This window comes from Rhodosalinus halophilus, assembly GCF_003298775.1.
In the GTDB taxonomy this organism is placed as follows: domain Bacteria; phylum Pseudomonadota; class Alphaproteobacteria; order Rhodobacterales; family Rhodobacteraceae; genus Rhodosalinus; species Rhodosalinus halophilus.
Window position 1 is genome coordinate 109,945 of sequence record NZ_QNTQ01000011.1, and the last position, 19,330, is coordinate 129,274.

General features: G+C 71.4%; 22 protein-coding genes and 1 tRNA gene. 12 read left to right on the forward strand and 11 right to left on the reverse strand.

Features of this window, described 5'->3' with window-relative positions; translation table 11 throughout:
• The first annotated feature begins 93 nt into the window (after positions 1-93).
• Both putA and DRV85_RS12900 read left to right on the forward strand, forming a co-directional pair.
• Positions 94-3,525 carry a bifunctional proline dehydrogenase/L-glutamate gamma-semialdehyde dehydrogenase PutA gene (putA, locus tag DRV85_RS12895; RefSeq protein ID WP_113289884.1) on the forward strand — a complete coding sequence of 1,144 codons (3,432 nt, stop codon included), beginning with the start codon at positions 94-96 and terminating at the stop codon, positions 3,523-3,525.
• Positions 3,526-3,762: 237 nt separating this feature from the next.
• Positions 3,763-4,515, forward strand: coding sequence for a rhomboid family intramembrane serine protease (locus DRV85_RS12900; RefSeq protein ID WP_113289885.1), 753 nt, complete (start codon positions 3,763-3,765; stop codon positions 4,513-4,515).
• Positions 4,516-4,596: 81 nt separating this feature from the next.
• Here the strand turns inward: DRV85_RS12900 and DRV85_RS12905 are convergent, their stop codons facing one another.
• From DRV85_RS12905 to DRV85_RS12925, 5 genes are all read right to left on the reverse strand, one after another.
• On the reverse strand, positions 4,597-5,388 hold the full coding sequence (locus tag DRV85_RS12905) for an inositol monophosphatase family protein (protein WP_113289886.1): 792 nt from the start codon (positions 5,386-5,388) through the stop codon (positions 4,597-4,599).
• A gap of 137 nt (positions 5,389-5,525) precedes the next feature.
• Positions 5,526-5,744: a hypothetical protein gene (locus tag DRV85_RS12910; RefSeq protein WP_113289887.1), complete on the reverse strand. Its 219-nt coding sequence runs from the start codon at positions 5,742-5,744 to the stop codon at positions 5,526-5,528.
• 66 nt (positions 5,745-5,810) lie between these two features.
• On the reverse strand, positions 5,811-6,119 hold the full coding sequence (locus DRV85_RS12915) for a hypothetical protein (protein WP_113289888.1): 309 nt from the start codon (positions 6,117-6,119) through the stop codon (positions 5,811-5,813).
• A gap of 44 nt (positions 6,120-6,163) precedes the next feature.
• Positions 6,164-6,562 (reverse strand): DUF2177 family protein, encoded by a 399-nt coding sequence (locus DRV85_RS12920; RefSeq protein ID WP_113289889.1) that lies wholly within the window; start codon positions 6,560-6,562, stop codon positions 6,164-6,166.
• 50 nt (positions 6,563-6,612) lie between these two features.
• A complete protein-coding gene (locus DRV85_RS12925) occupies positions 6,613-6,927 on the reverse strand; it encodes an HPF/RaiA family ribosome-associated protein (RefSeq protein ID WP_113289890.1) in 315 nt (104 codons plus the stop codon).
• 189 nt (positions 6,928-7,116) lie between these two features.
• Here DRV85_RS12925 and DRV85_RS12930 point away from each other — a divergent pair, with 189 nt between their 5' ends.
• The 9 genes from DRV85_RS12930 to DRV85_RS12970 all read left to right on the forward strand — a co-directional run bounded on the left by DRV85_RS12930 (position 7,117) and on the right by DRV85_RS12970 (position 14,127).
• The gene (locus DRV85_RS12930) at positions 7,117-7,302 is read left to right on the forward strand and encodes a CTP synthetase (protein WP_113289891.1); all 186 of its coding nucleotides are present in this window, start codon (positions 7,117-7,119) and stop codon (positions 7,300-7,302) included.
• Positions 7,303-7,307: 5 nt separating this feature from the next.
• Entirely contained in the window at positions 7,308-7,997 is a 690-nt protein-coding gene (locus tag DRV85_RS12935) for an NAD-dependent deacylase (RefSeq protein ID WP_233495509.1), read from the forward strand.
• A gap of 188 nt (positions 7,998-8,185) precedes the next feature.
• A complete protein-coding gene (locus DRV85_RS12940; protein WP_113289893.1) occupies positions 8,186-9,325 on the forward strand; it encodes an MlaE family lipid ABC transporter permease subunit in 1,140 nt (379 codons plus the stop codon).
• 2 nt (positions 9,326-9,327) lie between these two features.
• Positions 9,328-10,113: an ABC transporter ATP-binding protein gene (locus tag DRV85_RS12945; protein ID WP_420820921.1), complete on the forward strand. Its 786-nt coding sequence runs from the start codon at positions 9,328-9,330 to the stop codon at positions 10,111-10,113.
• Positions 10,114-10,122: 9 nt separating this feature from the next.
• Entirely contained in the window at positions 10,123-11,862 is a 1,740-nt protein-coding gene (locus DRV85_RS12950) for an MCE family protein (RefSeq protein ID WP_113289894.1), read from the forward strand.
• 8 nt (positions 11,863-11,870) lie between these two features.
• Positions 11,871-12,500: an ABC-type transport auxiliary lipoprotein family protein gene (locus DRV85_RS12955; RefSeq protein WP_158540155.1), complete on the forward strand. Its 630-nt coding sequence runs from the start codon at positions 11,871-11,873 to the stop codon at positions 12,498-12,500.
• Positions 12,501-12,564: 64 nt separating this feature from the next.
• Positions 12,565-13,179: a nitrile hydratase subunit alpha gene (gene nthA, locus DRV85_RS12960; RefSeq protein WP_113289896.1), complete on the forward strand. Its 615-nt coding sequence runs from the start codon at positions 12,565-12,567 to the stop codon at positions 13,177-13,179.
• Positions 13,176-13,832, forward strand: coding sequence for a nitrile hydratase subunit beta (gene nthB, locus DRV85_RS12965; RefSeq protein ID WP_113289897.1), 657 nt, complete (start codon positions 13,176-13,178; stop codon positions 13,830-13,832). Before nthA ends, nthB begins: the two co-directional genes overlap by 4 nt.
• A complete protein-coding gene (locus DRV85_RS12970; protein ID WP_199525929.1) occupies positions 13,819-14,127 on the forward strand; it encodes a nitrile hydratase accessory protein in 309 nt (102 codons plus the stop codon). The genes nthB and DRV85_RS12970 overlap by 14 nt, the downstream gene beginning before the upstream one ends.
• A gap of 51 nt (positions 14,128-14,178) precedes the next feature.
• Here the strand turns inward: DRV85_RS12970 and DRV85_RS12975 are convergent, their stop codons facing one another.
• Together DRV85_RS12975 and DRV85_RS12980 are read right to left on the reverse strand one after the other, a co-directional pair.
• Positions 14,179-14,649, reverse strand: coding sequence for a hypothetical protein (locus tag DRV85_RS12975; protein ID WP_113289899.1), 471 nt, complete (start codon positions 14,647-14,649; stop codon positions 14,179-14,181).
• Positions 14,650-14,704: 55 nt separating this feature from the next.
• A complete protein-coding gene (locus tag DRV85_RS12980; RefSeq protein WP_113289900.1) occupies positions 14,705-15,163 on the reverse strand; it encodes a GNAT family N-acetyltransferase in 459 nt (152 codons plus the stop codon).
• Positions 15,164-15,373: 210 nt separating this feature from the next.
• Here DRV85_RS12980 and DRV85_RS12985 point away from each other — a divergent pair, with 210 nt between their 5' ends.
• A complete protein-coding gene (locus tag DRV85_RS12985) occupies positions 15,374-16,183 on the forward strand; it encodes a response regulator (RefSeq protein WP_113289901.1) in 810 nt (269 codons plus the stop codon).
• A gap of 86 nt (positions 16,184-16,269) precedes the next feature.
• On the opposite strand, the gene ychF is transcribed toward DRV85_RS12985, so the two are convergent.
• The 4 genes from ychF to DRV85_RS13005 form a co-directional block, all read right to left on the reverse strand.
• Positions 16,270-17,367, reverse strand: a complete 1,098-nt coding sequence (gene ychF, locus DRV85_RS12990) for a redox-regulated ATPase YchF (protein WP_113289902.1) — start codon at positions 17,365-17,367, stop codon at positions 16,270-16,272.
• A gap of 123 nt (positions 17,368-17,490) precedes the next feature.
• Entirely contained in the window at positions 17,491-17,706 is a 216-nt protein-coding gene (locus DRV85_RS12995) for a hypothetical protein (RefSeq protein ID WP_113289903.1), read from the reverse strand.
• Between the two features lie 82 nt (positions 17,707-17,788).
• Positions 17,789-17,865, reverse strand: a tRNA-Arg gene (locus DRV85_RS13000).
• 67 nt (positions 17,866-17,932) lie between these two features.
• On the reverse strand, positions 17,933-19,321 hold the full coding sequence (locus tag DRV85_RS13005; RefSeq protein WP_113289904.1) for a sensor histidine kinase: 1,389 nt from the start codon (positions 19,319-19,321) through the stop codon (positions 17,933-17,935).
• Positions 19,322-19,330: the final 9 nt, after the last annotated feature.

Here is a 19,330-nt window from a genome sequence, read left to right on the forward strand (position 1 = left end):
CAAACTCCGTCGTTTCGTCCACTGATCGGAGCGTATCGGGAAAATCGCCTGCCGTCATGGTGATAAACTATGTGAAACGACAGGAGGTGCCCCATGCCCCGCGACACCGCCGATCTGCGCGCCGCCATCGACGCGGCGACCTATGCCGAGGAGGACGAGGTTCTGACGCGCCTGACGCGCGAGGCCGCGCTCTCGCCAGAGGATCGTGCGCGCGTCTCCGCCGCCGCCGCCAGCTTGGTCCGCGACATCCGCGGCACCACGCGGCCCGGCCTGATGGAGGTCTTCCTCGCCGAATACGGCCTCTCGACCGACGAGGGCATCGCGCTCATGTGCCTCGCCGAGGCGCTGCTGCGGGTGCCCGACGCCGAGACCATCGACGCGCTCATCGAGGACAAGATCGCGCCGTCGGACTGGGGCCGGCACATAGGGCACTCGACCTCGCCGCTGGTGAACGCCTCGACCTGGGCCTTGATGCTGACAGGCCGCGTGCTGCGCGAGGATCGCGAACCGGGGCCGGTGGCCGCCCTGCGCGGCGCCGTCAAGCGACTGGGCGAGCCGGTGATCCGCACCGCCGTGGGGCGCGCCATGCGCGAGATGGGGCGGCAGTTCGTGCTGGGCGAGACGATCCGAAGCGCGATGAAGCGCGCCTCGGCGCAGGAGGCGAAGGGCTACAGCTATTCCTACGACATGCTGGGCGAGGCGGCGCGCACCGACGCGGACGCGCGGCGCTACTTCGACGCCTACGCGCAGGCCATCGACGCCATCGGCACCGCGGCCACGGGCGACATCCGCGACAACCCCGGCATCTCGGTCAAGCTCTCCGCCCTCTCGCCGCGCTACGAGGAAGCCCAGCGCGCCCGCGTGATGGAGGAGGTCGCGCCGCGCCTCCTGTCGCTCGCGCAGCGGGCGAAGGCCGCGGGCATCGGGCTCAACGTCGATGCGGAGGAGGCGGACCGCCTGTCGCTCTCGCTCGACGTGATGGAGCGGGTGCTCGCCTGCGACACGCTCGCCGGCTGGGACGGCTTCGGCGTGGTGGTGCAGGCCTACGGCCAGCGCGCGGGCCCGGTGATCGACTGGCTGCACGACCTGGCCGAGCGGCTGGACCGGCGGTTCATGGTGCGGCTGGTGAAGGGCGCCTACTGGGACACCGAGATCAAGCGCGCGCAGGTCGCGGGGCTCGACGGTTTCCCCGTCTTCACGGCGAAGCCCGCGACGGATGTCTCCTACCTCGCCTGCGCGCGGAAGCTCCTCGGCATGACCGACCGGCTCTATCCGCAGTTCGCAACGCACAACGCGCACACCGTGGCGGCGATCCTCGACATGGGCGAGGACCGCGACGCCTTCGAGTTCCAGCGCCTGCACGGCATGGGCGAGACGCTGCACGAGCTCGTGCGGGCGCGCGAGGGCACCCGCTGCCGCATCTACGCCCCCGTGGGCGCGCACCGCGACCTCTTGGCCTATCTGGTGCGGCGGCTGCTGGAGAACGGCGCCAACTCCAGCTTCGTCAACCAGATCGTGGACGAGGAGGTGCCGCCCGAGGAGGTGGCGAAGGATCCCTTCGACGCGCTCGCGGAAGAGCGCCCGCACATCCCCACGGGGCCCGAGCTCTTCCTGCCCGAGCGGGCGAACTCGATGGGCTTCGACCTCGCGCACCCGCCGACGCTGGACGCGATGGACCGGGCGCGCGATCCCTGGCGCGCGCATGTCTGGGAGGCGGGGCCGCTGCTCGCCGCGGAGGCGCTGCCCGAGCCGGCGCAGGAGATGCGCAACCCGGCCGACCATGCCGAGATCGTGGGCCGCGTCGCCTGGGCGAGCGAAAGGGACGTGCACACCGCGCTCGACACGGCCGCGACCTGGGACGCGCCCGCGGCGGAGCGGGCAGAGGTGTTGCGCCGGGTGGCGGACCTCTATGAGGCGCACTATGGCGAACTCTTCGCGCTCTGCGCCCGCGAGGCGGGCAAGATGGTGCGCGATGCGGTCGCCGAGTTGCGCGAGGCGGCGGATTTCCTGCGCTACTACGCCGCCCACGCGCCGGAGGCCGCGCCGGTCGGCCGCTTCGCCTGCATCTCGCCCTGGAACTTCCCGCTGGCGATCTTCACCGGGCAGGTCTCCGCGGCCTTGGCAGCCGGCAACGCGGTGCTGGCGAAGCCTGCCGAGCAGTCGCCGCTGATCGCGCACCGCGCGGTGCAGCTCTTCCACGAGGCGGGGGTGCCGCGTTCGGCGCTGCAACTCCTGCCCGGCGCGGGCGACGTGGGCGCGGCGCTCACCTCCGATGCACGCACCGACGGCGTGGCCTTCACCGGCGGCACCGACACGGCGCGCAAGATCCGCGCGGCCATGGCGGAGAACCTCGCCCCCGGCGCGCCGCTTGTGGCGGAGACCGGCGGGCTCAACGCGATGATCGTGGATTCCACGGCGCTCCCGGAACAGGCGGTGCAGGCGATCGTCGAGAGCGCCTTCCAGTCCGCGGGCCAGCGCTGTTCGGCGCTGCGCTGCCTCTACGTGCAGGAGGACATCGCGGAGGCGTTCACCGAGATGCTGACCGGCGCGATGGACGCGCTGGTGACGGGCGACCCCTGGGCGCTCGCGACCGACGTGAGCCCGGTGATCGACCCTGAAGCGCAGCGCGACATCGCGGGCTACATCGATGCGGCGCGCGCCGGGGGCCGGGTGATCCACCAGCTCGAGGCGCCCGACGGCGGCAGCTTCGTCGGCCCCGCGCTGATCCGCGTGCCCGGCATCGGCGCGCTGGAGCGCGAGGTCTTCGGCCCCGTCCTGCACCTCGCCACCTTCCGGGCCGAGGAGATCGACAAGGTGATCGACGCGATCAACGGCACGGGCTACGGGCTGACCTTCGGGCTGCAGACCCGCATCGACGACCGGGTGCAGCACGTGGCCGACCGCATCCATGCAGGCAACATCTACGTCAACCGCAACCAGATCGGCGCCATCGTGGGCAGCCAGCCCTTCGGCGGCGAGGGGCTGTCGGGCACGGGGCCAAAGGCCGGCGGGCCGCACTACCTGCCTCGTTTCACGAAGGCCGAGCCCCCGATGCAGGGGGCGGCCTGGGAAACAGGGCAGGACGTCGCGGCGCTCGAGCGGGCGTTGAAGGAGGCCGCCCCGACAGACCCGCCGCGGCGCACCGAAACGCTGCCGGGCCCCACGGGCGAGTCGAACCGACTTTCCACCCTGCCCCGCCTGCCCGCGCTCTGCCTCGGACCCGGCGCCGAGGCGACTGCCGCGCAGGCCGGAGCGGTGCGCGCGCTGGGCGGGGTGGCGGTGGAGGCCGAGGGGAGCGTGCCCCCCGAGGCGCTGACGCGGCTCGCGCCCCTGTCGCTCGTCCTGTGGTGGGGCGACGCCGAGGCCGCCCGCGCGCTGGACCGGGCGCTCGCCGCCCGCGACGGGCCGCTGGTGCCGCTGGTCACCGGCCTGCCGGACCCGGCGCATGTGCTGACGGAGCGCCACGTCTGCGTGGACACCACGGCGGCGGGCGGCAACGCGGCGCTGCTGGCCGGCGCAGCCTGACGGAGACCGCTCGGCGCGACCTATCGGGCGCTTCTCGCGCGTGGCGGCCCGGGCGGAGCCTGACCGCCGCGCCGCGCCTGACACGCCGGGGCGCCCAGGTCGGCCGCAGTGATCCGGCAGGTTGGCCGGCATAGGGTCGCGCGCGACGAGGGACCGCAAGGGACCGAGGAGCGGGCCATCGGGCCGCGGCCACGCGCGCGCTTGACTGTCCGGGGGCAAGCCCACAGCTTGCCTGTCATGTTTCCGATCCGCGATCACAATCCCTCGGGGCGGACGCCCTATGTGACCTACGCCCTGATGGCGGCGAACATCGGCGTCTTTCTCGCCTATGCCGGGCTTTTCGCGGATCAGCGGGCGCTCGGGCAATTCTTCTACGACTGGGCGCTGACCCCTGCGCGGCTCACCTCGGGCGAGGGCATCTACACGCTCGTCACCTCGATGTTTCTGCACGGCGGGCTGCTGCATCTCGCCGGCAACATGCTGTTTCTCTTCATTTTCGGAGACAACATGGAGGACGAGATGGGCCACGGCGGCTTCCTGGGCTTCTATCTCGCCTCCGGCATCGGCGCGGCGCTGGCGCAGGCGGTCTCGGCCCCCTTTTCGCAGGTGCCGATGGTGGGCGCCTCGGGCGCGATCGCGGGGGTGATGGGGGGCTATCTGCTGATGTTCCCGCGCGCGCGGGTCGACGTGCTGATCATCCTGGTCATCATCTTCAGGGTGCTGCCGGTGCCCGCCTGGCTGATGCTGGGGGTCTGGTTCGCGATCCAGCTCTTCAGCGGCGTGGGTGCGGACCCGGATGCGGGCGGCGTCGCCTACTGGGCGCATTCGGGGGGCTTCTTCGTGGGCCTTCTGCTGACCCTGCCGCTGTGGCTCAGGCGCGGCGGGCCGAGCTACTGGCGGCGCACGCATGGCGAGCCGCCGCACCCCGAGGCCACCTATCGCTGGCGGCCGTCGCGCGTCCCTTCCGCCGGGCGGCGGCGCAACCGTTGAGGCGGTCTGAGGGGCCGCCAAGGGGGCTGTCCCCCCCCCAGGGTATGTTCCGCAACAGGAAGGACCGGGCGCACCCGCCGTTCACGCGTTTCGGATGATCGCGGAGAAGGGGTCGAAGAGCGCGCCGTTGGCGGCGATCATCTCGCCGTGCTCGAGCGGATCGGTGTTCTCGCGCAGCGGGCCGACGAGGCCGCCGGCCTCGGTCACCAGCAGGGATCCGGCCGCCAGATCCCAGATCTGCAGTTCCCGTTCCCAGTAACCGTCGTAGCGGCCGGCGGCAACATAGGCGAGGTCGAGCGAGGCCGCCCCCCAGCGCCGGACACCGGCGCATTCGGGCATCAGCCGCGCGAGATCCTGGAGCGTCGCCGGCAGAGTCCGCTTGGCGCCGAAGGGCACGCCGGTGGCGAAGATCGCCTGCGTCATGCGGCTGCGCCCCGAGACGCGCAGGCGCCGCGAATCGTTGAGCCAGCAGCCCTGCCCCTTCTCGGCGTAGAACATCTCGTCCTTCGCGGGGTCGAAGACAACGGCCGCGACGATCTGGCCCTTGTGCTCCAGCGCGATCGAGATGGCCCAGTGCGGGAGGCCGTGCAGAAAATTGGTCGTGCCGTCCAGAGGATCGACGATCCAGCGGCGGGTCGGGTCGGCGCCGGGGGTCTCGCCCCCTTCCTCGGCCAGCCAGCCGTAGTTGGGCCGCGCGCCCAGCAGGTCCTGCTTGAGGACGCGCTCGGCCGCGATGTCGGCGCGGCTGACGAAGTCGCCCGCGCCCTTGGCCGTGACCTGAAGATTCTCGACCTCGCGGAAATCCTTGATCAGCGACCGTCCGGCACGGCGGGCGGCCTTGATCATGATGTTGAGGTTCGCGCTGCCCTGCATCGCCCGGCTCCCCTTGGATCAGGGCGGGCGTATACGCGCCCGTCCGGGCGATGCCAAGGCCGGGCCGCGCGGGCAGGCGTCCGTTGTAGACCGCGCGGCCCGCCTCCCCGGGCGCGGCGCCGCGCGGGGATCAGACCTCAACCGGGCGCCGTCGGCGTGCCGCAGGCGATCGCGTCGCCGGCCACCACCGGGACCAGCCCGTCGGGGCAGAAGTTCCGGTCCGCGGGATAGGCGAAGACCGGCCTCTCGAGCGCGGTGGACTGGTCGCCCACCCAGACATCGTTGACGATCTCGGCCCGTGCCGCGGCGGCGGCGGCGATCAGGCCGGCGGCGGCGGCGATCCGTGCGATGCGCATGGCTTGTCCCCCGTTTCTGACACCTTGGTCAGGCTACCGGCGCCGGGCGGCGAGTCAATCGCGGGCTCAGCCGCGCCCGGCGGCAGGGCCGTCGAGCGACTGCCAGTGCTCGCCCATCGCCACGATGCAGGAGAGCCCGTGCGCGTAGCGCAGGACCAGCGTCCAGTCCCCGTCGGCGTCGGTCCAGACTTCCATGACCTGCTCGGGCCCGCGCAGCCCCGAGGCCGCGCGGCGCTCGCCGAACTGCTCGGTCAGCTTGCGCTGCATGCGATCGGTCGGCTCGCAAAGCACCTCCGCGATCGGCGACGTGGCGTCCGCCGCGCCGGAAACCGCAAGAAGAAGCACGCCTGCCACGATCCCGTGTAACAGTTTCATGAAGAAACGGTAACAGGGGCATGACAGGCTGTCACGCGCAGGCTTTAGCCGAAGGCGCGCAGCGCCGCCACGCCGGCCCAGGCCGAGACGGCGGTGAGCACCGTGCCCCAGGTCACGTCGGCGGCCACCATGCTCCAGTGCCAGTCGCGCAGGATGGCGTAGCTGGTGAACTCGTAGGTGCCGTAGGCCGCGAAGCCCAGCACCGCGCCGGCGACGAGCGCCTGCCCGGGATCGCCCGCCCGCAGCGCCGGGAGCGAGACGAGGTAGAGCAACGCGCCGACATAGGCGAGATAGAACGCCGCCGCCGCGCCCAGGCGCAGGGTCTCGGCCATGATCGGGCCGATCCGCGCCTCGAAGAGCGGCTTCATCACGAGGTTGAGCATCACCGCGTCGAGGATCAGAAAGACCGCCGCGGTGACGAGGTAGAGCGAAATGATCTGCATCGGGGCGCCTCCTTTCCCGGGTTTACGGGCGGGACGGCGCCCCGGATCGGTCAGCGCCTGTCCGAGAGCTTGCCGAACTCGTTGTCGAGGCGATGGCGCATCTTGCGCGCCGCGCCGCGCACCGCGGCCTCGATGCTCGTGTCGTCATGATGCGCGCCGAAGGGGCGCAGACCCTCGGGACGCGCCTCGATGCTGGCGCGGATATCGACGCCACCCTTTTCGGCGTTGAGATCCTTGAGGTGCACCTCGACGGCCGAGAGCCGCTTCTCCAGCGGGGCGAGCGCGTTGCGCACCGCCTGCTCCACCACCTCCTGCAGCCTTTCGTCGCCGTTGATGTGATTGTCGGTCCTGACCTCGATATGCATGGGTGCTCCTCACTGCGATTGCGCCGGACGCTTCTGCTAATCTAGGGACGCGACCGGGCGGTTTTTATCCCCCGGGGGTCGATCATTGATGACGCGCGCCGCGCAAATTCTCCCTGACATGGATCAAGGCCCGCCATGCGCACGGATGCAAGTCTCCTGCACGAGACGAAAAACCGGAGTCGGAGCACCATGTTCAAGCTGGCCCTCGTTCTGCACATCTTCATCGGCGCGACGCTCGCCGGCACGGCGGTCATCGCGGTGCTCGTGGCGGGCTACGGCACGCTCTGGCCGATCGTCATCGCGGCGCTCGCGGGCTTCTTCGGCGGTTTCCCGGTGAGCTGGATGGTGGCGCGCCAACTCTACGAGGAGGGCTGAGGTCCTTGCAGGTGGTGATTCTGACCGGCGCCGGCATCAGCGCGGAGTCGGGCCTCGGCACCTTCCGCGACGAAGGCGGTCTCTGGACGCGCTATCCGCTCGAGGAGGTGGCCACACCGCAGGGCTGGGCGCGCGACCCAGCACGGGTGCTGGAGTTCTACGACGCGCGCCGAGCCCAGGCCGCGGCCGCCGCGCCGAACGCCGCCCATCGCGCGCTCGCCCGGCTTGAGGCCGAGTTCCCGGGCGACGTGCTGATCGTGACCCAGAACGTCGATTCGCTGCACGAGGCGGCCGGGGCGCGCAACGTCGTCCACATGCATGGCCGGCTCGACGGGGCGCTCTGCGCGATCTGCGATCACCGCTGGCCAGCGCCCGAGACGATGGACCCGGCCGACCCCTGCCCGGCCTGCGGCGCGCCGGCCACGCGGCCCGACGTCGTCTGGTTCGGCGAGATGCCCTACCGCATGGACGAGATCCTGGAGGCGCTCGCGCGCGCCGATCTCTTCGTCTCGATCGGCACCTCGGGAGAGGTCTATCCCGCCGCCGGATTCGTGGAGGAGGCCGCGACGCAGGGCGCACGGACGCTCGAGCTCAACCTCGAGGCCTCCCGGGGCAGCCGGGTCTTCGACGAGGCGCGGCAGGGACCGGCGAGCGAACTGGTGCCCGCCTGGGTCGATGAGATGCTCGCGCGCTGAGCTTCGGCGCGAGGGCGCGCGGGCACGGCCGCCGATGTTGTCAGCCGTTTCCTCGCGGCAGGCTTCATGCGAAGAGAAGGCTGACCGATGCCGGCGCCGCTCATCGCGCCCCTGCGGGCGCTCTTCGCGAGGAGGGACCGCAGGAACCGACGAGCGCGGCGGCCCACCAGGATGAGAGGCCGGCGCGAATGGAGCGGGACGACAGCGACGAGCGGGGCGGTCTCAGCCTCGCCGAAGAGGGTGGAGAGATCCGCGCCGTCGTGACCGGCGCGCTCGGCCTGCGCGAGCTGCCCGAGTTGCAGGAGCAGCTCGCCCGCCTCGAGGCGCCCCGGGCGGTGACCTTCGACCTGTCGGACGCGCAGCGGATCGATACCGGCATCGCCTGGGCGCTGCTGCGGGCCCGCGACCGGCTGGCGGAGGCTGGCGCGCGCACCGAGATCACCGGCGCGCAGGGCGCGGTGGCGCAGATCCTGGACACCGTGCGCGAGGGGCTGCCCAAGCCGCAGGAAGAGCCTGCGCCGGAGCGCGGGCTGCGGGCCGCGCTGGTCCGCCTGGGCGAGACGGTGGCAGGCGGCGCGCAGTCGTTTTTGGGCTTTCTCGGTCTTCTCGGGCTCTTCGTCGCGCGGCTTCTGGGCGCCGTCGTCCGCCCGCGCGAGTTCCGGCTGACCGCGCTTCTGCACCACTGCCAGGCGGTGGGCCTTCAGGCCGTGCCGATCGTGGCGCTGATGGCCTTCCTGATCGGGGTGGTGCTCGCGTTCCAGGGCGCGGCGCAGCTGCGGCAGTTCGGCGCGGAGGTCTTCGTGGTGGACCTTATCGCGATCTCGATCCTGCGCGAGCTGGGCATCCTGCTCACGGCGATCATCGTGGCGGGGCGCACGGCCTCGGCCTTCACCGCCGCGATCGGCTCGATGAAGATGCGCGAGGAGATCGACGCCATGCGCACGCTGGGCATCGATCCCGGCCACGCGCTGATCGTGCCGCGGGTGCTGGCACTCGTCCTGATGCTTCCGATCCTCGGGCTGATCGCGAATCTGGCCGGCATCTTCGGCGGCGCGCTCATGTCCTGGATCGAGCTCGGCATCTCGCCCGCGATGTTCATGACGCGCCTCGCCGAGGGGACGGACGTCACGCACGCCGTCGTGGGCCTGGTGAAGGCGCCGGTCTTCGCGGTGCTGATCGGCGTGATCGGGTGCCGCGCGGGGCTCGGGGTCGGCAACACCGCCGAATCGCTCGGGCGCATGACATCCTCGGCGGTGGTCGCCGCGATCTTCGCGGTGATCCTCGCCGACGCGCTCTTCTCGATCTTCTTCCAGCAGATCGGGGTCTGAGCGTGGCGGAGACGGTCATCGAGGTGCGCGGCCTGCGCAATCAGTTCGGAACCCACGTCGTGCATGACGGACTCGATCTCGACGTCTATCGCGGCGAGATCCTCGGCGTGGTGGGCGGCTCGGGCACCGGAAAGTCGGTGCTGCTGCGCTCGATCACCGGGCTCATCACGCCGGCCGCCGGTTCCGTGCGGATGCTCGGCACCGAGATGCGCGGGGCGAGCGAGGCCGAGCTCGACGCGCTGGCCGAGCGGATCGGCGTGATGTTCCAGGACGGGGCGCTCTTCTCCTCGCTCACGGTCTGCGAGAACGTGATGGTCCCCCTTTCCAACGTCGAGGGACTGGACGCGCGGACGCGCGAGGCGCTGGCGCGGCTGAAGATCTCGCTCTCCGGGCTGCCGTGGAACGCGGGCGACAAGTTTCCCTCCGAGCTCTCGGGCGGCATGCGAAAGCGCGCGGGGCTCGCGCGCGCCCTCGCCCTAGATCCCGAGATCGTCTTCCTCGACGAGCCCACGGCCGGGCTCGATCCGATCGGCGCGGCGGCCTTCGACGAGCTGATCCGCGGGCTGTCCCGGGCGCTGGGGCTCACCGTGTTCCTCGTCACACACGACCTCGACACGCTCTATGCCACCTGCGACCGCATCGCGGTGCTGGCCGAGAAGCGCGTGCTCGTGACCGGCACGCTCGACGACATGCTCGAGGTGGACCACCCCTGGGTCCGGGAATACTTCCTCGGCCCACGGGCGCGCGCGGCGCGCGACGCGATTGCGGCGGGACACGGCAGAGAGTAAGCCGGAGCGATGGAAACGCGGGCCAACTATCTGCTGATCGGCGCCTTCACCCTCGCGGGTTTTCTGGGGCTGCTAGGGTTCCTGCTGTGGTTCGCGCGGGTCGAGCTGGACCGGCAGTTCGCCTATTACGACATCTACTTCCCCACGGTCACGGGCCTCTCGAACGCCTCCGAGGTGCGCTTCAGCGGGCTGCCGGTGGGCCAGGTCGTCGAGGTAGCGCTGGCGCCGGATCAGAGCGGCGAGGTTCGCGTCCGGGTCGAGGTCGATGCCGGCACGCCGGTGCGCACCTCGAGCGTCGCCACGATCGAGTCGCTTGGCGTCACCGGCCAGAGCTACGTCGGGATCTCCGCGGGCGACCCGCGCGACCCTCTGCTCGAGGCAGTGGCGGAGGAGACGGTGCCCGACATCCCCGCCGGCCGCTCCGTGCTGCAGACCCTGAGTCAGGACGCCCCCGAGATCCTCGAGGAAATCCTGCAGGTTTCGCGCCGGGTCTCCGACCTGCTCGGACCCGAGAACCAGGATCGCGTCGCCAACATCCTCGCGAACGTCGAGAACTCCTCGGCCGAGCTTTCGCAGGCGCTGGAGGATTTCTCCGCCGTGACAGAGACGATCGCGACGGCGACCGAGGACATCGGCGCCTTCACCTCCCGGCTGGAGGACATCTCTGCGGCGGCGACGACGACGCTGGAGACCGCGGACGGCACGCTGCGACAGGTCTCGGACCTGGCAGAGCGCGCCGAGACGACGCTCGAGGTGGGCGACGATGCGCTGCGCAGCGGCCGGCAGACGCTCGACTCCGCCAACGCCTTCATCGAGACGGATCTGCCGCGCGTCGTCGAGACCCTCGAGTCGACGCTGGCCAGCCTGCGCACCGAGATCGATCGCGTCGGCGGCGATGCCTCTGCGATGCTGGCGGAGTTCCGGCAGACCGGAGAGGTCGCCACCGCCCGCCTCGCCGAAGCCGAAGAGACGATCGCCGCGCTGGACCGCGTTCTCGACGACACCTCGCGGAGCGTCGCCGCCGTCGAGGCCGCCGCGACCCGCTTCGACACCTTCATCGCCGAGGACGGCACCGCCCTCGTGACCGAGACGCGGGATTTCCTCGCCAACGCCAACGAGGTCGCAGAGGCCGCGGTGTCGGTCGCCGAAGAGGATCTGCCCGCGATCCTGCGGGACATCCGCCAGGCCACAGAGACGGCGGCGCGCACCGTCGAGAGCGTGGGCGCGGATCTCTCGGCGGCGGCCGGGCGGGCCGACGACATCTCGGCGGAGGTGGCCGCCACGCTCGACACCGTCGGCACGACCTTCGAGAACGCCAACGCAACCCTCGGCCGGATCAATACCGCGCTCGAGACGGGCGAGTCCGCGCTGGCTGCGGCGGAACGCGCCTTCACCACGGCCGACAGCGTGATGACCGAGGACGTCCAGCAGGTCGTGACGAGCCTGCAGGACACGCTGGCCCGTCTCGACGAGGCGGTCGCGGCGGTCACGGCGGACATACCGACGATCACCGACGAGATACGCCAGACCGCCGAGCGCGCCAATGCCGCCTTCGCACAGGTGGAACGCACGGCGGGCGACCTCGGGCCCTCGCTTCAGGCCTTCGCGAACGACGGCCTGCCGCAATACACGCGGCTCGGCCGCGAGGCGCGCGAACTCGTCGAGAACCTTCAGACGCTCGCCCGCCAGATCCAGCGCGACCCGGCGCGCTACTTCCTCGGCCGCGACGCGCCCGCCTACCGAAGATGAGGTTCGCCATGCTCCGCCCGCTGCTTCTTTGCCTCGCCCTCACCGCGCTGTCGGGCTGCGCCGCGCTCGGCGCCCTGGGACGCGCGACCGAGCCGCTCGACGTGCATGAACTGCGCGCCCCCGAGACCACGCCGGTCGCCGCCGCCAGCCAGGGTATCCAGCTGGTCGTCGAGGTGCCCGCGGCCGGCGGCGCGATCGCGACGGACCGGATTCTCGTGCGCACCGGCGACACCCAGGTGGCCTATCTGCCCGACGCACGCTGGAGCGAGGAGGCGCCGGTGATGCTCCAGTCCGCGATGGTCGAGACCTTCCTGCGCGCCGACGCCTTCCGCTACGTCGGGCGCCGTCCGCTCGGCGCTGCGGGCGACATCGCGCTGGTGAGCGAACTGGTGGATTTCGGCGCGCGCGCCGCACCCGACGGCGAAAGCGCGGTCGTCGAGATGACCCTCGTCGCGCGGCTGGTGCGCGAAGAGGATGCCGCCGTCACCGCCTCGCGCAGCTTCGCCCGCTCCGTCGAGGTTTCGGACACCTCCACCCCGGCGCTCCTGGCGGGCTTCGACCGGGTCTCGGACGCGGTGCTGACCGACCTCGCGCGGTGGGTCTTTCGGGCCCGCGGGCTGCGCACGGCGGAATCCTGACGCGCTGCGGCCGGCCTTTTGCAATCGCAGGCCCGCAGCGGCATAGTCGCGGAAGGAGGAAGCGATGCACGATCACCATGACCACGGCGGCAGCGAATTCGACGACATGACGGCGCGGGTCCGCGCGCTGGAGACCGTGCTCGTCGAAAAGGGCCTGGTGGACCCGGCCGCGGTGGACGAGATTGTCGAGACCTACGAAAACAGGGTCGGCCCGCGCAACGGCGCGGCGGTCGTCGCGCGGGCCTGGACCGACCCGGCCTTCGCCGAGCGGCTGCGCCGGGACGCGACCGAGGCGATCGCCGCGATGGGCTTCGGCGGCCGACAGGGCGAGCACATGGTCGCGGTCTTCAACACGCCCGAAGAGCACAACCTGGTCGTCTGCACGCTCTGCTCCTGCTACCCGTGGCCGGTGCTCGGGCTGCCGCCGGCGTGGTACAAGTCGCCCGACTACCGGGCGCGCGCCGTGCGCGAACCGCGCGCGGTCCTGGCCGAGTTCGGCGTCCGCCTGCCGGAAGAGACCCGCATCCGGGTCTGGGATTCGACGGCCGAGATCCGCTATCTCGTGATCCCCGAGCGCCCCGCCGGCACCGAGGGGATGGACGAAGCGGCGCTGGCCGCGCTCGTCACCCGCGACAGCATGATCGGCTGCGGCCAGCCCCGCGCGCCGGAGACGGCATGAACGGCCCGCAGGACGTGGGCGGCCGCCACGGCTTCGGGCGCGTCGTGCCCGAGGACGAGAGCCTGCGCTTTCATGCCGACTGGGAGAAGCGCGTGCTGGGCCTGACGCTGGCCTCGGCCGCGCTCGGCTACTGGACGCTCGACGCGTCTCGGCACGCCCGAGAGAGCCTGCACCCGGCGACCTACTACACCGCCAGCTACTACGAGATATGGCTGCGCGCGCTCGAATCGCTGCTGCAACGCTCGGGCGAGGTGACACCGGACGAGCTGGCGGAGGGCCGCGCGCACCGCACCGGCCTGCGTGCGGACCGGCGCCTGCGGCCGGATGCCGTGGGCGCGGCGCTCGCCCGTGGCGGGCCGACCCTCCGCGAGGGGCCGGCCCCCGCCTTCGCCGTGGGCGATCGCGTGCGCACGCGCAACCACCAGCCAGCGGGTCACACCCGTCTGCCATCCTACGCGCGCGGCGCGGCAGGCGTGATCGAGGCGGTGCACGGCTGTCATGTCTTCCCCGACACCCATGCGCACGGCCTGGGCGAGGCTCCCTGCCCGCTCTACACCGTCCGCTTCGACGCCGCCGAGCTCTACGGCGCGGCGGCGGAGCCCGGCCTGATCGTCAGCATCGACGCCTGGGAGCCCTATCTTGACCCCGCCTGACGCCCCCTTCGAGGAACCCTGGCAGGCACAGCTCTTCGCGCTGACGGTGGCGCTCAACGAGGCGGGGCATTTCGACTGGTCCGAATGGACCGACATCTTCGGTCCCCGGGTGCGGCATGCCGAGGCGGAGACCTATTGGCAGGTCTGGTCGGAGGCGCTCGTCGCGCTGCTCGAGCGCAAGGGCATCGCCGGAGCCGAAGAGATCGCGGCGCTGGCGGCGCGCTGGCAGGCCGCCGCACGCGCCACGCCGCACGGCCGTCCGATCACGCTCGACGCGGGCGGCGCGCATGACTGAAACCGGCAGGAACCGCGGCTCTGCCGGCCGCGAAGAGACCATCGCGCCCGTTCATCCGGCATGAGCGCGGTCTTCCGCGGCCCGCGCGGCCATCCCGCCGGCCGCCATGCCGGCGGCCATCGCCGCGAGCGAAACGCCGACGGAACGCGGAGAGAGCGCCAGTTCCCAGCCGGGCGAGAGCCGGCGCGGCAGAAGCCCGTAGTCCAGACCCGCCGCCAGCGCGCCGGTGGCGGCCGCTCCGGGCACGACGGCCTTCGAGACCGAACGGCGGCGCTCGAGCCAGGCGCCGAACAGCCCGCCCCACATCATGCCGGCCGCCACGTTCGTCGCGGCGCCCAGGCCGGTATGGGCGAGATCCGGGTCCGCGCGTCGCCCGGCCGCGTCGCCGTGAAGCCAGTGGCTGGTCGCATTGACCGGGCGCCAGGGGCTCTCTCCCTCGGCCCGCGCAGAGAGCATGGTCGCGGCCGTCGAGGCTAGCGCAGCACCGGCGCCGCAGTAGAGCGCATATCTCAGAACCGACATCTCGGATCGCCTCCTTTCCCCGTTAGGCGAACCACCCGACGCGCGCGCAGGTTCCTCAGTCCAGATCGCGGCGCATCGTCGCCATGCCGTTGCGGCGCGACAGTTCTTCGTATCCCGCGGAACGGTAGAGATGCAGCGCGGCCGGATTGTCGAGCTCGACCTTGAGCGTGATGGTCAGCGCGCCGAGCTCGCGCGCGGCCTCCTCGGCCAGTTCCGCGAGTTGCCCGCCCGTGCCGCCCCGGGAGGCCTCCTCCACGAAGACGTAGGCCAAGTGCCGCACCTCGGGGCCGACGCCCACGCGGAGCGCGAAGAAACCCACCTCACGCCCCGCCGCGTCCACGAGGTAGAAGGATTCGTCGTCCGCCTCGCCCAGCCACTTCTCTCGCCATTCGTCCGGATCGAAGGGATGCTTGGCGCTCGGGTTCACGAGCGCGAGGTCGGCGGGGCCGGCCAGCAGCCGCGCGAGAGGCGCGAGATCGCGCTCGCGGTTGCGCCGAATGGCGAGTTCCGTCATGCCGTCCTCCGTTGCGTATCGCCGGGGCCGTGCCTCTCACGGCAGAGCCGCGAGTCCAACCCGGGCATGAACCGCCCGCCGCGGCGGCACGGTGGCCGCGCGCGGACAGAAGCGAGAGGCGCGCGGGAAAGGGACTTGCACGCATTTTCGCGGGAACCGAACCGTGCGATTGCGCGTTAACACCCTGACTGGGATTGAAGGGGAGAGACGATGACCGACGCAGAACCCTCCGCGAACCGGACCGACGCGCTCGGCGAGGCGCTGCCCTATTTGCGCCGCTACGCGCGCGCGCTCACCGGTCGGCAAGCCAGCGGGGACCGTTACGCCGCCGCGGCGCTCGAGGCGCTGCTCGAGGACGATTCGGCGCTCGACCGCTTCCCCCCGCGGATCGCGCTGTTTCATGTCTTCCATCGGCTCTGGGTCAGCGCCGGCGCGCCGGTCGCGGAGACTCCCGAGGGGCTCGAGGCGGCCGCGCAGCGCCATCTGGCGCAACTCACGCCCAACAGCCGCGAGGCGTTGCTGCTGCACGCGGTCGAGGGATTTCCCCTGGACGAACTGTCGCAGGTTCTCGAGGTGTCGCAGGAAGAGGCTCGCGACCTGGTCGAGATCGCCCGCCGCGAGATGAGCGACGTGACCGCCGGCAAGGTGCTGATCGTCGAGGACGAGGCCATCATCGCGATGGATCTCGAATCGGTCGTGGCCGACCTGGGCCACAAGGTGACCGGCGTGGCCCGCACCCGCGACCGGGCCGTCGAGCTCGCGAAGGTCGAGGCGCCCGATCTGGTCCTGTGCGATATCCAGCTCGCGGACAATTCCTCGGGGATCGACGCCGCCAACGACATCCTCGAGGCCCTGGGCGAGCGGCCGGTGATCTTCATCACGGCGTTCCCCGAGCGGCTGCTGACGGGCGAGCGCCCGGAACCCGCCTTCCTGATCGCCAAGCCCTATTCCGAGGAACAGGTGCGCTCGGCCGTCAGCCAGGCGATGTTCTTCTCCTCGACCGAGACGCTGCGGGCCTGACGCGAAAGGCGGCGCCGGCCCCATTGGGCCCGCGCCGACGATGCGGCCGGCCACCGGCACCGGCCAGATCGACGGCCCGGGCGGCGTCAGGCGCTGTGCAGGAAGTGCATCACGTCGCCGTCCTGAACGACGTAGGTCTTGCCCTCGGCCCTGAGCTTGCCGGCCTCGCGCGCCTTCGCCTCGCCGCCGAGCGCCACGTAGTCGTCGAAGGATATCGTCTCCGCCCGGATGAAGCCGCGCTCGAAGTCGCCGTGGATCACGCCCGCAGCCTGCGGCGCGCGCGTGCCTTCGGGAATGGTCCAGGCCCGCGCCTCCTTGGGCCCCGCGGTGAAGAAGGTCTGCAGATGAAGCAGCTCGTATCCCGCCCGGATCAGCCGGTCGAGCCCGGGCTCCTGCAGTCCCATTTCCTCGAGAAACGCCTCCGCCTCCTCGGGATCGAGCTGGGCGAGCTCCTCCTCGATGCGCGCCGAGATCACGACCGTGCCCGCGCCCTGCGCCCGGGCCATCTCGGCCACGCGTGCCGATTGCGCGTTGCCGGTGGCGGCCGAGGCCTCCTCGACGTTGCAGACATAGAGCACCGGCTTGGCCGTGAGCAGCTGCAGCATCCGCCAGGCCCTGGCGTCCTCTTCGGCCACCTCGACCGTGCGCGCGGGCCTCCCCTCTTCCAGCGCGGCCAGCGCGGCGCGCAGCAGACGCTCCTGCGTCACCGCCTCCTTGTCGCCGCCGCGCACCTTGCGCGCGATGCCCTGCAAGCGCCGCTCGATGCTCTCCATGTCGGCGATCATCAGCTCGGTCTCGATCGTCTCGGCGTCGGCCACGGGATCGACCCGCCCCTCGACATGCGCCACGTCGCCGTCCTCGAAGCAGCGCAGGACGTGGGCGATGGCGTCCACCTCGCGGATGTTGGCGAGGAACTGGTTGCCGAGGCCCTCGCCCTTCGACGCGCCCCGCACCAGCCCCGCGATATCGACGAAGGTCAGCCGGGCCGGGATGACCTGTTTCGACTGCGCGATCTCGGCGATCCGCGCGAGCCGCGCGTCGGGCACCGCCACTTCGCCCACGTTGGGCTCGATCGTGCAGAAGGGAAAATTCGCCGCCTGCGCGGCAGCCGTGCGCGTGAGCGCGTTGAAGAGCGTGGACTTGCCGACATTCGGCAGCCCGACGATTCCCATGCGAAAGCCCATGCGCCTCTCCCTCTTGCGAAGCGCCGCTTCTCTAGGGGCGGCGCGGCGGCCATGCAAGCGTGCCGCGGTGCGCGCGCCGCTCTTCCGCCCTGCCGGGCGTCATCGCGCGGCGTTACGCGCCCGTCAGTCGCGCCTGTCGTCCATCCTGGCGCGGTGGCGCCGCTCCTCGCCGGACTGGTAGATCAGGATCCAGGCGAGCAGGATGAACATCGGGTGGGTGAGGCCACCCGAGAAGATGATCGCCGGAACCCAGACGATAAACACGATCAGGGCGACGATCGGCCGCCCCGCGATCAGGATCGACAAGGGCGGCAGCAGGAGCGCAAGGACATAGTTCATGCGACACGAGATAGGAACGCCAGACGCCTGTTGCGAGTGGAGCGCCGCAGCCCCGCGCGCAATCGTCCGTCGGGGAGGGAAGTGGCGCACCGGGGAGGATTCGAACCCCCGACCCCTTGATTCGTAGTCAAGTGCTCTATCCAGCTGAGCTACCGGTGCGCGGTGTCGGGGCAGATAACGGTCCCCGCGTCGGGGTGCAAGGGGGAAATCCGGGCCGCGGGGCGCGCTAGCCCAGTTCGCCCTTCGGCAGCCGGATGGTGAAGCATGTGCCCCCAGGCCCCGTATGCCCAAGCGCGAGCGTGCCGCCGTGCCCCCGCACCAGTTCCGCGGCGATCGCGAGACCCAGGCCCGAGCCGCCCTTGCGCGCGCCGCCCTGGAAGGGCGTGAAGAGATGCTCGCGCGCCTTGTCGGGCAGGCCGGGGCCGGTATCGGTCACCTCGATCACCCAGGCCTCGTCCTCCTCGCGCGCGGAGATGCCGATCTCGCCGCCCTCCCCGGTGCCTGCGAGCGCCTGCCGTGCATTGCGCACGAGATTGGCGAGGCTGCGGTAGAGCTGCTCGGCATCGGCGCGCACGACCATCGTGGCCGGCACGTCCTCGGAAAAGCTGATGTCCTGGTGGTCCTCGACGGCGAGCCGCTCGCTTTCGACCACGTCCGAGACGAGCTCGGCCAGGGCGACGCGGGTGAGCGTCGGCGGCGGCTCTTCGGCGCGGCCGAAGGCGAGCACGTTCTCGGTCAGCCCTACGGCCCGGCGGATCGAGTTCACCAGCTTCGGCGCCATGCGCTTGACCTGCGGATCCTCGCTCATCTCGATGCGGTCCACGAAGAGCTGCGCGGAGGTCAGGATGTTGCGCAGGTCGTGGCTGACCTTGGCCACCGCCTCGCCCAGCTGGGCAAGCCGCGCGCGCTGGCGCAGCGCCTGGGTAAGGTCGGTCTGCATCCGGGCGAGCGCGGCCTCGGCCTCGCGCAGCTCCCGCACGCCGCGGCCCGAGGGCTGCATGATCCGGGTCGCGTCCTCGGGCGCGGCGGCGTAGCGGCGCATGTGCCCGACAAGGCGGCTGATCGGCTTCACGAGGATCGCCCGCACGGCGAGGAACAGCAGCCCGGCCGTCACCGCCGAGATCACCGCCGACAGCGCGAGGATCCTCAGCCCGTAGTCGATCATCGCCGCGCGCAGCGGCGCGGTCTCCATCGTCACCTCGATAAGGAGGCCCGCGTCACGCAGCGGCGCCCCGATCACGCGGATGATCCGGTCCTCGGGGTCGGCGAGCCGCGCCATCGCGTCCCGGATCAGGACGAGCGGCGAGGGATCGCGCAGGTCATAGGTCGCGTGCACCGGGCCGGGGATCGGCGAGGACAGGACCAGTTCGCGCGCCTCGTCCCGGCGCAGCACCACGTTGTAGACGCCCGCGTTCTTCAGAAGCTCGCGCTCCAGATCCGGCTCGATCATGTCGGTGGCCAGAAGCGACAGCGAGGCGATCTGCGCCCGCTCCAGCCGGGCCAGCAGGAAACTCTCGCGGTAGCGCGCGACGGAGGGCACGAAGATCAGCACTTCGGCGATCATCACGAAGATCACCGTGAGGATCAGGAAGCGTCCGGAAAGGGTGTTGAGCATGACCGTCCC

Excerpts from the sequence above, each read along its gene's own strand:
- putA (WP_113289884.1), top strand. The coding sequence starts at position 94 with ATGCCCCGCGACACCGCCGATCTGCGCGCCGCCATCGACGCGGCGACC.
- DRV85_RS12900 (WP_113289885.1), top strand. The coding sequence starts at position 3,763 with ATGTTTCCGATCCGCGATCACAATCCCTCGGGGCGGACGCCCTATGTG.
- DRV85_RS12905 (WP_113289886.1), bottom strand. The coding sequence starts at position 5,388 with ATGCAGGGCAGCGCGAACCTCAACATCATGATCAAGGCCGCCCGCCGT.
- DRV85_RS12910 (WP_113289887.1), bottom strand. The coding sequence starts at position 5,744 with ATGCGCATCGCACGGATCGCCGCCGCCGCCGGCCTGATCGCCGCCGCC.
- DRV85_RS12915 (WP_113289888.1), bottom strand. The coding sequence starts at position 6,119 with ATGAAACTGTTACACGGGATCGTGGCAGGCGTGCTTCTTCTTGCGGTT.
- DRV85_RS12920 (WP_113289889.1), bottom strand. The coding sequence starts at position 6,562 with ATGCAGATCATTTCGCTCTACCTCGTCACCGCGGCGGTCTTTCTGATC.
- DRV85_RS12925 (WP_113289890.1), bottom strand. The coding sequence starts at position 6,927 with ATGCATATCGAGGTCAGGACCGACAATCACATCAACGGCGACGAAAGG.
- DRV85_RS12930 (WP_113289891.1), top strand. The coding sequence starts at position 7,117 with ATGTTCAAGCTGGCCCTCGTTCTGCACATCTTCATCGGCGCGACGCTC.
- DRV85_RS12940 (WP_113289893.1), top strand. The coding sequence starts at position 8,186 with ATGGAGCGGGACGACAGCGACGAGCGGGGCGGTCTCAGCCTCGCCGAA.
- DRV85_RS12950 (WP_113289894.1), top strand. The coding sequence starts at position 10,123 with ATGGAAACGCGGGCCAACTATCTGCTGATCGGCGCCTTCACCCTCGCG.
- DRV85_RS12955 (WP_158540155.1), top strand. The coding sequence starts at position 11,871 with ATGCTCCGCCCGCTGCTTCTTTGCCTCGCCCTCACCGCGCTGTCGGGC.
- nthA (WP_113289896.1), top strand. The coding sequence starts at position 12,565 with ATGCACGATCACCATGACCACGGCGGCAGCGAATTCGACGACATGACG.
- nthB (WP_113289897.1), top strand. The coding sequence starts at position 13,176 with ATGAACGGCCCGCAGGACGTGGGCGGCCGCCACGGCTTCGGGCGCGTC.
- DRV85_RS12975 (WP_113289899.1), bottom strand. The coding sequence starts at position 14,649 with ATGTCGGTTCTGAGATATGCGCTCTACTGCGGCGCCGGTGCTGCGCTA.
- DRV85_RS12980 (WP_113289900.1), bottom strand. The coding sequence starts at position 15,163 with ATGACGGAACTCGCCATTCGGCGCAACCGCGAGCGCGATCTCGCGCCT.
- DRV85_RS12985 (WP_113289901.1), top strand. The coding sequence starts at position 15,374 with ATGACCGACGCAGAACCCTCCGCGAACCGGACCGACGCGCTCGGCGAG.
- ychF (WP_113289902.1), bottom strand. The coding sequence starts at position 17,367 with ATGGGCTTTCGCATGGGAATCGTCGGGCTGCCGAATGTCGGCAAGTCC.
- DRV85_RS12995 (WP_113289903.1), bottom strand. The coding sequence starts at position 17,706 with ATGAACTATGTCCTTGCGCTCCTGCTGCCGCCCTTGTCGATCCTGATC.
- DRV85_RS13005 (WP_113289904.1), bottom strand. The coding sequence starts at position 19,321 with ATGCTCAACACCCTTTCCGGACGCTTCCTGATCCTCACGGTGATCTTC.